We start from the raw sequence: 11,505 nt of genomic DNA, 5'->3' as shown, positions 1-11,505 counted from the left end.
TTCACAGCCAACTGACTGTAAAAACGGTCTTTTCAGGGAAGCCTGTAAGCGAGTGCGCCAGAAGTCGAAGGACTACCGGGCATTAAAGAGATGAAAGTCAAAGCAGTTGCGGTGGGCAAACTTCATGATATGCGTTACCCGCCTTATGTGGGGCATAAAACGATTGTTGTTTTCCATTTTCATTTTCCCTTTCAGTAATTGAAAGCGTGGTCATTTTATCCGGAAAGGGGTGGCAAACCGTGAAGATGATCAATATTAGAGGATCATTTAAAAAATAAATGCCCGGATTTTACTTATCACACAGATCAAAATGCTGTTTTGTAGGTATTGTGTTAATACTCTGTATTTTTAGTGTGTTAACTGGCGGGGAATAATAAATACAAAACGCCTTGGCTGTTATTAAAATATAAACAAGACGATTATTTTTTAAGTTAAATTAAAATGAATGGTTATTCAAAGCATAAACCGATAACCGATACCGGTTTCAGTTAATAAATGGCGAGGGCGCGCGGGGTCCACCTCGAGTTTCTGGCGAAGGTGTCCCATATATATGCGCAGGTAATGACTATGCTCCACCGCGTTCGGTCCCCAGACCTGATTTAACAGCTGGCGCTGGGTGAGCACTTTGCCGTGATTGTTGAGCAGGACCGCCAGCAGGCGGAACTCGATAGGGGTCAGGTGGACTTCCGCCTCACCCCGCTGAATACGCCGTGAGGCCAGATCGACGCGAATATCGGAGAAGTGATACACCGGGTCGACGGGGGCGGTGGTCGCGTGGCGGCGCAGGGCGACGCGCAGACGCGCCTGCAGCTCGCCAATGCCAAACGGCTTGCTGAGATAGTCGTCGGCCCCGGCATCGAGCGCGGCAATTTTGTCGGTCTCTTCCAGACGTGCCGAGAGCACAATGATTGGCATCTGGCTCCACTGGCGCACTTCGCGGATAAAGTCGAGGCCGTCGCCGTCCGGTAGCCCCAGATCGAGGATCACCAGATCCGGCTTGCGGGTGGCGGCTTCAATCAGGCCCCGCTGCAGCGTCCCGGCATCGTGAACGCGCAGGCCTTCTCCTTCCAGCGCGGCGCGCAGAAAACGGCTGATGGCGAGTTCATCTTCAACAATCAGGACGTTAATCACAAATCCTCTGGAAATTCATTCAGTTCAGGTGGCGTATCGCGCGGCAGTGTAACACAAAACCCGGCCCCGCCTTCGGGGCGGTTATGGGCCGTGATGGTGCCGCCGTGCACTTCGACAATCGCCTGACAGATAGCCAGCCCCAGCCCGACGCCGGGAATGGCCGACTCCTTATTACCGCGGGCGAACTTATCAAAGATAGCCTGTTCCTGACCCACCGGGATACCCGGGCCGGTATCCCATACCTCCAGCTGCAGCTGTTCAGGGGTGACGCTGGCGTGAATGCCGATTTGCGCTCTGCTGCCCGCGTATTTTCCGGCGTTCTCCAGCAGGTTAATTAGCACCCGCTCGAACAGCGGACCATCCACGTGGATCAACGCCAGAGGATCTGACATATCGAGTGCGATATGACGACCACCCAGCCCCGGCTCCAGCGTTTTTAAAGCGCTGCCGATCACCTCTTCCAGGGTCAGCCACTCTTTTTTCAGATTAAAGCCGCCGGACTGGATCCGCGCCATATCCAGCAGGTTGTTCACCAGCCGGGTGGTATTGAGCACGTGCTGGCGGATCTCGCTGGCCTGCGGCGCGTGGCGGGAGCCCTCTGCCGCCAGGTCGAGGGTCAGGATCTCCGACTGGCCGAACAGCACCGTTAGCGGCGTGCGCAGATCGTGGGAGAGGGCGGCCAGGAGTGAGTTACGGATGCTCTCCCGCTCGCTGGCTAACCGCGCCTGCTCTTCGCTGGCGGTCAAGGCCAGCCGCTCGAGGGCGCTGGCGACCAGCAGGGTAAAGGTCTCCAGCAGACGCTGCTGCTCGGGGATCATCAGCTGACGCAGGTTGGACGGCTCGACGATCGCCACCCCCTGGTGCTGCAGGGGCAGGATAAGATACGGCACGCCGGGCAGGGTGTCGGTGCCCGCCCCGGCGGGCTGGCCCTTGTCGAAGCTCCAGCGGGCGATGGCCTCGTCCCAGGGCGTCATGCCCGAGGCAGAGGTCAGCGGGCGCAGCGCGCCCTCGCGATCCGGAACGAGGATCAGGCTGCGGGCGTGAAAGGTCGAGTGGATAAACTGCTGGCTGGTGTGGGCAATATCCTGCGGCGTGCGGCCCACCGCCAGCGCCTTCGACATCTCATACAGATGGCGGGTGCGCTGCTCGCGGTAGCGGGCGATCCGCGCCTGATAGCGCACCCCCGCCGTCAGGTTGCCGATCAACAATCCCACCGCCAGCATCACGGCAAAGGTGAGCACGTACTGCACGTCCGACACCGCCAGAGTGCCGCGCGGGGCGATGAAAAAGAGATCGAAGCTGACCACGTTGATCACCGTTGCCAGTACCGAAGGCCAGCGGCCGTAAAACAGCGCCACGATCACCACGCCAAGCAGGTAGATCATGACCAGGTTGGCGGCATCAAAATCGGGTAGCCACTGGCTGGCGATAAAGGTGATCAGGGCGCAGAGCAGTACCGCCACCAGACAGCCGCGCAGCTGGATCCGCCACTTGTCACTGAACGTCCGGTTATCCGGCGTTCTGACGGGCAGGGCTGTGGGTTTGTCGTCCAGAGCCACGATCAGCAGGTCGAGGTCGGGGGCACGCTGTGCCAGCCTGTCGGCAAAGGTGTCCCTGTTGAACCAGCGGCGATGAGAACGTCTGCCGATGATAATCTTGCCGAGGTTGTGCTCCCGGGCGTAGCGCAGGATGGCTTTGTCTTCCGCCTGTTCGGCCAGGGTAGCGGTTTCGGCGCCCAGCTCCTGGGCCAGACGCAGGGCGCTGAGAATGGCGCGACGCTGATTCTCCGGCAGACGGTGCAGCTGCGGGGTCTCGACGTAGACGGCGTGCCAGACGCTGCCGAACTTCGCCGCCAGACGCGCGGCGGTGCGCACCAGCTTCTCATTGCCGCTGCCGTGCCCAATACAGAGCAGGATCGCATCGCGGGTATGCCACACTTTCTCCTCGCCCTGACGGTCGCGCCAGGCCCGCATCTGATCGTCCACCCGGTCGGCGGTGCGGCGCAGGGCCAGCTCGCGCAGGGCGATTAAATTGCCTTTACGGAAGAAGTGCTCGATCGCCCGCTCCGCCTGCCCGGCGATGTAAACCTTGCCTTCGTGCAGGCGCTGGCGCAGGTCGTCCGGGGGTAGATCCACCAGCACCACTTCGTCCGCGGCGTCAAAGAAGGGATCCGGGACGGTCTCCCGGACCTGAATGCCGGTGACGCCGCTGACCACGTCGTTAAGGCTCTCCAGATGCTGAACGTTGACGGTGGTAAAGACGTCGATGCCCGCTTCCAGCAGCTCCTCAACGTCCTGCCAGCGTTTGGGGTGACGCGATCCGGGGGCGTTGCTATGCGCCAGCTCGTCCATCAGGATCAGCGCCGGGCGGCGGGCGAGGGCGGCATCGAGATCGAATTCTGTCACCAGGCGTCCGCGATGATGAATGCGCCGGGGCGGCTGGGTCGCCAGCCCGGCCAGCAGGGCGGCGGTCTCCTGACGACCGTGGGTCTCCGCCACGCCGATCAAAATATCGAGCCCCTGGGCGCGCAGACGCTGCGCTTCACTGAGCATAGCGAAGGTCTTGCCAACGCCCGCGCAGGCGCCGAAGAAGATTTTCAGCTTGCCGCGATGGGGAGCGGCAGCCTGCTCCAGCAGTTTGTCCGGGTCCGGGCGCTGAGGCTCGTCGATCATTTAGTTTTTCCTTAGTGCGTCCAGGGCCAGATTTAATTCAACAATGTTGACCACCGCGCCGCCCATCGCGCTGAACAGCGGTTTTTGCGTATGCTCGGCCACCAGCGCGCTGAGCTGCGCAGGCGTAAGCTGACGTGCCTGCGCCACCCGCGGGATCTGCCAGGCGACGGCCTGCGGCGTCAGGCTGTAGTCCAGCCCGCTGGCAGAAGCGGTCACCAGCTCAACCGGCACCGCCTGGCTGGCCTGCGGGTTAGCGACGCGTAGGGCCGCCACGCGGGTGCGAACGGCGTTATCCAGCTCAGGGTTGCTGCCCGCCAGGTTGCTGCCCCCCGAGGCCAGCGGATTATACGGGCTTTCCGCCGTGGCGGAAGGACGCCCGTGAAAGTAACCTGCACCCGTAAATTCTTGCCCAATCAGGCGCGAGCCGCGGATCTCTCCCTGCTGGCGGATAAGGGAGCCGTTGGCCTGGTCGGCAAACCACCACTGGCCCAGGGCGGTGGTCACCAGCGGGTAGACGCCGCCGGTGATCAGCGCCAGCAGAATAAACAACAGTATAGCGGGACGTAACATAGCCATTTGATTTTCCTCTTAAACCAGCCCGAGCAGGGTGAGCACCAGATCGATAGCCTTAATGCCGATAAACGGCACCACCAGCCCACCCAGACCGTAAACCCACAGATTGCGGCGCAGCATGGCGGCGGCGGTGAGTGGCTTATAGCTCACCCCCTTCAGCGCCAGTGGGATCAGAAAGACAATAATCAGCGCGTTAAAGATCACCGCGCTCAGAATGGCCGAGGCGGGGGAGTGCAGGTGCATCACGTTCAGAGCGTTGAGCTGCGGATAGGTCGCCGCAAACGCCGCCGGAATAATGGCGAAATATTTCGCCACGTCGTTGGCGATACTGAAGGTGGTCAGCGAGCCCCGGGTCATCAGCATCTGTTTGCCGATATGCACTACCTCAATCAGCTTGGTCGGGTTGGAGTCGAGATCGACCATATTTCCGGCCTCTTTGGCCGCCTGGGTGCCGGAGTTCATCGCTACCGCCACATCCGCCTGGGCGAGAGCCGGGGCGTCGTTGGTGCCGTCCCCGGTCATCGCCACCAGCCGTCCTTCGGCCTGGTACTGGCGGATCAGCGCCAGTTTGGCCTCCGGCGTCGCCTCGGAGAGGAAATCATCCACCCCCGCTTCGGCGGCAATGGCGGCGGCGGTCAGACGGTTATCCCCGGTGATCATCACCGTTTTAATGCCCATTTTGCGCAGCTGGGCAAAACGCTCCTTGATACCGCCTTTAACGATATCCTTCAGGGCGATCACCCCCAGCACGGTAGCGCCTTCGGCCACCACCAGCGGCGTGGCCCCCTGACGGGCAACGTTCTCCACCAGGGTATCGACCTGGGGCGGGAAGTGGCCGTTATTGGCGGCGATATGACGGCGAATGGCATCCACCGAGCCTTTGCGGATCAGCCGGTCCTGAATGTTAATCCCGCTCATCCGCGTCTGCGCCGTAAAGGGCACGAAGGTGGCGTGCAGGCTCTGGACATCGCGCTGGCGCAGGTTAAAACGCTGCTTGGCGAGGATCATAATGCTGCGACCTTCCGGGGTCTCATCCGCCAGCGAGGCCAGCTGGGCGGCGTCGGCCAGCGTTTTTTCGTCCACGCCCGGGGCGGGCAGGAACTCGGAGGCCTGACGATTGCCCAGGGTGATGGTGCCGGTCTTATCCAGCAGCAGCACGTCGACGTCCCCAGCCGCCTCGACGGCCCGGCCGCTGGTGGCGATGACGTTAGCCGCCAGCATCCGGCTCATGCCCGCCACGCCGATGGCCGACAGCAGGCCGCCGATGGTGGTCGGGATCAGGCAGACCAGCAGGGCGACCAGCACGGTAACGCTCACCGCCGTGCCGCCATACGACGAGAAGGGCCACAGGGTGGCGGTCGCCAGCAGGAAGACGATGGTCAGCGCCACCAGCAGAATGGTCAGGGCGATCTCGTTGGGGGTTTTCCGCCGCTGGGCGCCTTCCACCATGGCGATCATCCGGTCGAGGAAGGTCTCGCCAGGGTTGACGCTGCACTGGATCACCAGCCAGTCGGAGAGAATGCGCGTCCCGCCGGTGACCGAGGCAAAATCGCCGCCGGACTCGCGGATCACTGGCGCGGATTCGCCGGTGATCGCGCTCTCATCCACCGAAGCGCCGCCTTCGATAACTTCCCCGTCGCAGGGGATAATGTCACCGGCTTCCACCAGCACGATGTCGCCTTTACGCAGCGCGTCCGCTGGTACCTTGTCGGTATCGGCGCCGTATCTGGCCTCGCGCAGTTTGCGGGCGAACGCCGTTTTCTGTACCCCTTTAAGGCTGTTGGCCTGCGCTTTACTGCGTCCTTCCGCCAGCGCCTCTGCGACGTTGGCAAACAGCACGGTGAACCACAGCCACAGGCTGATCGCCGCGGTAAAGGTGGCGCTGCCTGCCAGCAGTCCGCCTGCCATAGCAAGGGCCAGCAGGGTGGTCAGCAGGCTGCCCAGCCAGACGATAAACATCACCGGATTGCGCCACTGCACGCGCGGGTCGACTTTTTTTACCGCATCCATCAGCGCCTGACGAACCAGCGAGGGTTCGAGCAGGGCCAGTTGCTTACGACTCATGACCAATACTCCGCAAAATCAGCGTAAAGAGAGATGTTCCGCGACCGGGCCTAAGGCGAGGGCGGGGATAAAGGTGAGGGCGCCTACCAGCAGGACGGTGCCGATCAGCAGGCCGACAAACAGCGCGCCGTGGGTCGGCAACGTGCCGCCAGAGGCGGGCTGGCGAGTCTTATTCACCAGCGATCCGGCGATGGCCATCACCGGGACAATCACCCCAAAGCGTCCGATTAACATGCAGAACGCCAGCAGGCAGTTCCAGAACGGTGAGTTGGCGCTCAGGCCCGCAAAGGCGCTGCCGTTGTTGTTGGCCGCCGACGAGACCGCGTACAGCACCTCGCTGAACCCGTGGATACCGGGGTTGAAGATGCCGCTGCGCCCGGCCTCGGTCATCAGCGCCAGCGCGGTGCCGAGCAGCACCAGCGCCGGGGTGACGAGGATCGCCAGCGCGGTTAACTTCATCTCCCGCACGTCGATTTTCTTGCCGAGATATTCCGGGGTGCGGCCAATCATCAGCCCGGCGATAAACACAGCCAGCAGGACAAACAGCAGCATGCCGTACAGGCCGGAGCCGACGCCGCCAAACACCACCTCACCTATCTGCATCAGCCACAGCGGGATCATCCCGCCCAGCGCGGTGAAGGAGTCATGCATGGCGTTGACCGCCCCGCAGGAGGCGGCGGTGGTGACCACGGCGTACAGGCTGCTGGCGAGAATGCCAAAGCGGCTCTCTTTGCCCTCCATATTGCTGTTGCTGTCTGCCCCCAGCAGCATGAAGTGGCTATTGCCCTGCCACTCCGCCCACATCACCAGCCCAGCGCAGATCGCAAAGATGATGGACATGGTCCAGAGGATCGCATGCCCCTGGCGGCGATCGCTCACCGCATCGCCAAAGGCAAAGCACAGCGCGGCGGGGATCAGGAAGATCGCCAGCATCTGCACGGCGTTAGTCAGTGCCGTCGGGTTTTCAAACGGATGGGCAGAGTTTGCATTAAAGAAGCCGCCCCCGTTGGTGCCGAGCATTTTGATCGCCTCCTGAGAGGCCACCGGCCCCATGGGCAGCAGCTGTTTGGCTCCTTCCAGCGAGGTGAAGGGCTGATACGGCAGCAGGTTTTGCAGCACGCCCTGCTGGATAAACAGCAGCGCGATTGCCAGCGACAGCGGCAGTAACACCCACAGGGTGATACGGGTCAGATCGACCCAGGCGTTACCCAGCGTGGTGACATTCTGGCGGGCGAAGGCGCGGGTGAGGGCGAAGATCACCGCTATGCCGCTGGCCGCCGAGAGGAAGTTTTGCACCGTCAGGCCCGCCATCTGGCTGAAATAGCTCAGGGTGGTCTCCCCGGCATAGGACTGCCAGTTGGTATTACTGACGAAGCTGACCGCGGTGTTCAGCGCCAGATGCCAGGAGAGCCCTGGAAGCTGCTGCGGATTGAGCGGCAAATACCCCTGCAGCATCAGCATGGCGAACAGCACGATCAGGCCTACTCCGTTCAGCAGCAGGATCGCGATCAGGTAGTGTCGCCAGCCCATTTCCGCGGTGCCGATCCCAAGCAGCCGCAGCAGGCCTGCGTCGAGGGCTTGCACCCCGGGCAGCGGCAGGCCGTTAATCATCCGCGCCAGCCACATCCCCAACGGACGGGCGAGCACCAACAGCACCAGCAGAAAGCCGGCAATAAGCAGAAATCCTTGTGCGGCCATCAGAATGCCTCCGCGTTTAACAAGGCATAAATCAGATATCCCAGCAGCAGGAACACCAGCACGATGCCCGCAATTACACCTGCACTCACAATTCACCTCCGGGTGATGTTAGTCATGGTGCAAAGGGTAAAATTTCGCTCGCAAAGATTTTGCAAAAATCAGAGGGAGAGGTGTAAAAAAAGTATAAAGAGGGATAAGACCCTAATTTAACTAATGGTTAGTATAAATTTAACTTTTCTGTAACTCAATTACGGGTCGAAGTGTAAATATTCACTAAATGGATGAGAAACAGTGGTCGGATGAGTAGTAAAATTACAGCCAAAGCGTTACTATTTTCCTCAGATAACCAGTTTGACTTTTCCGGAGAGGGTTTCCGGCCAGAGAAAGGGGAGAAAATGATGGAATTTTACAAAGCGTATCCAGCACATATCGTTTTTATTCGCCGCACTTTCGCTGTTGTCGCGGGTGTTCTGGCGTTACCAGTCATGCTTTTCTGGAAAGAACGAGCTCGTTTTTATAGCTATCTGCATCGCGTCTGGGCTAAAACCAGCGATAAACCGGTGTGGATGGATCAGGCTGAAAAAGCCACTTGTGATTTTTATTAAGTATTAGAAAGACTACACACAGCAATTGCAGTAATAAAAAAACCGCCACAGCAATGTGGCGGTTTTTTTATCCCTCGGGATTCGCGGTCCGTTGGGAGGTGTTACCAGGCTCTTCCAGAGAAGGCCATCTTATCTTTAACCGCTCTCAGGCGAAATGTAAGCCATCTAAATGAATTCTGAAAGGCCTGTTCCGCTCTGCCGATGCCGCAGGATGTTGACTATGATGTGTCGTCCCTTTCCGCCATCTCGCACATGGGCACCGGTCCCGGGAAAGGTGTATTCACAACCGTAAATCAGGTTCTTCCAGAGCTTGTGTCTGCCGGATTATCACCGGTGGTGAACGGTGGAGCGGTGAGTTTGCAGGGACCGCATAATGAGACGCTATCTGTGTATCGCGTTCATTGTCGCCAGCGTATTCGTGGTAAGAAGTGACGATCCAGACGTGTTCGTTGCCCTTACCGCGCTCACGCAGGACAAGTAGCGTTAAGGCCGCCATCAGGGCGGCCTTTTTTATTCCATTATGGCTACACTTGTTAAAGCGAAGTATCCTCGATGACCTGGAGATGTTACAGACGATAATTCTGGAGTGTTATGGCCACCCATCTGGTCTGGTTTCGCGCCGATCTGCGCATCCACGATAACCTGGCGCTTGCCGCCGCCTGCCGCGACAAAAATGCCCGCGTGCTGGCGCTTTTCATCGCCACGCCGCAACAGTGGCAACAGCACGCGATGGCGCCGCGTCAGGCCGCATTTCTTCACGCCCATCTCAATGGCTTACAGCAGCAGCTGGCCGATAAAGGTATTCCGCTGCTGTATGCCCAGGTCGCTGATTTTGCGGCGCAGGCCGGGAAAGTAGTTCAGCTTTGTGAAGAGCATGAGGTCACCCATCTTTTTTATAACTATCAGTACGAAGTGAACGAGCAGCAGCGCGATCGCCAGCTGGAGCGCACGCTGGAGGACGTGACCTGTCAGGGGTTTGATGACAGCGTTATTCTCCCCCCCGGCAGCGTGATGACCGGCAATCACGAGATGTACAAAGTGTTTACGCCCTTTAAAAACGCCTGGCTGCGGCGGCTGAAAGAGGGGCTTCCCGACTGTGCGGCGGCACCTGCCGTGCGCGAGGGCGAGAAGGTTACCCCGGTGGCGCTGGATTTCGACTATCCGCAGCAGGCATTTGATGCCGGGCTGTTCCCGGCGAGTGAGAAAGAGGCGATTGCCCGGCTGCGCCAGTTCTGCCAGCAGGGAGCGGGAGAGTACGAGACGCAGCGTGACTTCCCGGCGATTGAAGGCACCAGCCGTCTTTCTGCCTGTCTGGCGCTGGGGGTACTGTCACCTCGTCAGTGCCTGCACCGATTGCTGGCGGAACAACCCCAGGCGCTGGAAGGCGGGCCGGGAGCGGTATGGCTAAACGAGCTGATCTGGCGAGAGTTTTATCGTCATCTGATGACGTATCATCCTGATTTATGTAAATATCGACCATTCATTCGTTGGACTGATAACGTGAAATGGCAGTCTGAAGATGGCCAGCTGCAGGCGTGGCAATATGGACAGACCGGCTATCCGATCGTCGATGCTGCCATGCGCCAGCTGAATGAAACCGGCTGGATGCACAACCGTCTGCGGATGATCACCGCCAGCTTCCTGGTCAAAGACCTGCTAATCGACTGGCGTGCCGGGGAGCGTTACTTTATTTCGCAGCTGATCGATGGCGATCTGGCTGCCAATAACGGCGGCTGGCAGTGGGCGGCCTCAACCGGAACCGATGCCGCACCCTATTTTCGTATTTTTAACCCGACAACCCAGGGGCAGAAGTTTGATACCGACGGCGCGTTTATCCGCCGCTGGCTGCCGGAGCTGGCCACCGTGCCGGACAAGGCCATCCATGACCCCTGGACCTGGGCGGATAAGCAGGGGCTCATCCTCGATTATCCACGCCCGGTTGTCGATCACAAACAGGCACGCGTCGCCACGCTGGCAGCGTATGAAGCCGCCCGTAAAGGGTAAGGGAGTAATAATGAAAAACAGTGAACTGGAAAAACTGATTAACGACAAGCTGAACAGCAGCAGCTTCAGCGACTATGCGCCGAACGGCCTGCAGGTGGAAGGGCGTGAGCAGGTGCAGAAGATTGTCACCGGCGTGACCGCAAGCCAGGCGCTGATCGATGAAGCGGTGCGCCAGCAAGCCGATGCGGTGATTGTTCACCACGGCTATTTCTGGAAAGGGGAATCCCCGGTGATCCGCGGCATGAAGCGCAACCGCCTGAAAACGCTGCTGGAAAATGACATCAACCTCTACGGCTGGCACCTGCCGCTGGACGCGCATCCGGAGCTGGGGAACAACGCCCAGCTGGCGGCGCTGCTCGGCATTAACATCATGGGTGAAATCGAGCCGCTGGTACCCTGGGGCGAACTCTCCATGCCGGTACCGGGCCTGGAACTGGCGTCGTGGATTGAAGCCCGTCTGGGTCGTCGTCCGCTGTGGAGCGGCGATACCGGGCCGGATAGCGTCCAGCGCGTCGCCTGGTGTACCGGCGGTGGACAGAGCTTTATCGACAGCGCGGCACGTTTTGGCGTCGATGCCTTTATCACCGGCGAAGTGTCGGAGCAGACCATCCACTCTGCCCGGGAGCAGGGGCTGCATTTTTATGCGGCAGGACACCATGCCACGGAACGCGGCGGCATTCGCGCCCTCAGCGAATGGCTGACGGAAACCACTGACCTGGATGTCACCTTTGTGGATATCCCTAATCCAGCCTGATGAG

Annotated in this window: 10 protein-coding genes; 3 read left to right on the top strand and 7 right to left on the bottom strand. The window is 59.9% G+C overall.

The features are described from left to right. Positions 1 to 72: 72 nt before the first annotated feature. The 7 genes from speFL to kdpF form a co-directional block, all read right to left on the bottom strand. Positions 73 to 177 (bottom strand): leader peptide SpeFL, encoded by a 105-nt coding sequence (gene speFL, locus V7Q49_RS09485; RefSeq protein WP_138369585.1) that lies wholly within the window; start codon positions 175 to 177, stop codon positions 73 to 75. 276 nt (positions 178 to 453) lie between these two features. Next, a complete protein-coding gene (gene kdpE, locus V7Q49_RS09480) occupies positions 454 to 1,131 on the bottom strand; it encodes a two-component system response regulator KdpE (RefSeq protein ID WP_333850543.1) in 678 nt (225 codons plus the stop codon). Further along, a complete protein-coding gene (kdpD, locus tag V7Q49_RS09475) occupies positions 1,128 to 3,803 on the bottom strand; it encodes a two-component system sensor histidine kinase KdpD (RefSeq protein WP_333850542.1) in 2,676 nt (891 codons plus the stop codon). Before kdpD ends, kdpE begins: the two co-directional genes overlap by 4 nt. Further along, the gene (kdpC, locus tag V7Q49_RS09470) at positions 3,804 to 4,379 is read right to left on the bottom strand and encodes a potassium-transporting ATPase subunit KdpC (protein ID WP_333850541.1); all 576 of its coding nucleotides are present in this window, start codon (positions 4,377 to 4,379) and stop codon (positions 3,804 to 3,806) included. Positions 4,380 to 4,391: 12 nt separating this feature from the next. Beyond that, positions 4,392 to 6,440: a potassium-transporting ATPase subunit KdpB gene (gene kdpB, locus V7Q49_RS09465; protein WP_333850540.1), complete on the bottom strand. Its 2,049-nt coding sequence runs from the start codon at positions 6,438 to 6,440 to the stop codon at positions 4,392 to 4,394. An 18-nt stretch (positions 6,441 to 6,458) separates the two neighbouring features. Next, positions 6,459 to 8,138, bottom strand: coding sequence for a potassium-transporting ATPase subunit KdpA (kdpA, locus tag V7Q49_RS09460; protein WP_333850538.1), 1,680 nt, complete (start codon positions 8,136 to 8,138; stop codon positions 6,459 to 6,461). After that, complete coding sequence (gene kdpF / locus V7Q49_RS09455) at positions 8,138 to 8,227, bottom strand: K(+)-transporting ATPase subunit F (RefSeq protein WP_071886481.1); 90 nt, start codon at positions 8,225 to 8,227, stop codon at positions 8,138 to 8,140. Before kdpF ends, kdpA begins: the two co-directional genes overlap by 1 nt. 309 nt (positions 8,228 to 8,536) lie before the next feature. Between kdpF and V7Q49_RS09450 the strand changes: the two genes are divergently transcribed. The 3 genes from V7Q49_RS09450 to V7Q49_RS09440 all read left to right on the top strand — a co-directional run bounded on the left by V7Q49_RS09450 (position 8,537) and on the right by V7Q49_RS09440 (position 11,501). Next, a complete protein-coding gene (locus tag V7Q49_RS09450) occupies positions 8,537 to 8,743 on the top strand; it encodes a YbfA family protein (protein ID WP_333851310.1) in 207 nt (68 codons plus the stop codon). Between the two features lie 591 nt (positions 8,744 to 9,334). Further along, positions 9,335 to 10,747, top strand: coding sequence for a deoxyribodipyrimidine photo-lyase (gene phrB, locus V7Q49_RS09445; RefSeq protein WP_333850536.1), 1,413 nt, complete (start codon positions 9,335 to 9,337; stop codon positions 10,745 to 10,747). 10 nt (positions 10,748 to 10,757) lie between these two features. Further along, positions 10,758 to 11,501, top strand: a complete 744-nt coding sequence (locus V7Q49_RS09440; protein ID WP_333850535.1) for a type 2 GTP cyclohydrolase I — start codon at positions 10,758 to 10,760, stop codon at positions 11,499 to 11,501. The last annotated feature ends 4 nt before the right edge of the window (positions 11,502 to 11,505 follow it).

The sequence above is a fragment of the Leclercia sp. genome (assembly GCF_036780805.1).
Classification (GTDB): Bacteria; Pseudomonadota; Gammaproteobacteria; order Enterobacterales; family Enterobacteriaceae; genus Enterobacter.
This window is presented reverse-complemented; position numbering and strand designations above follow the sequence as displayed.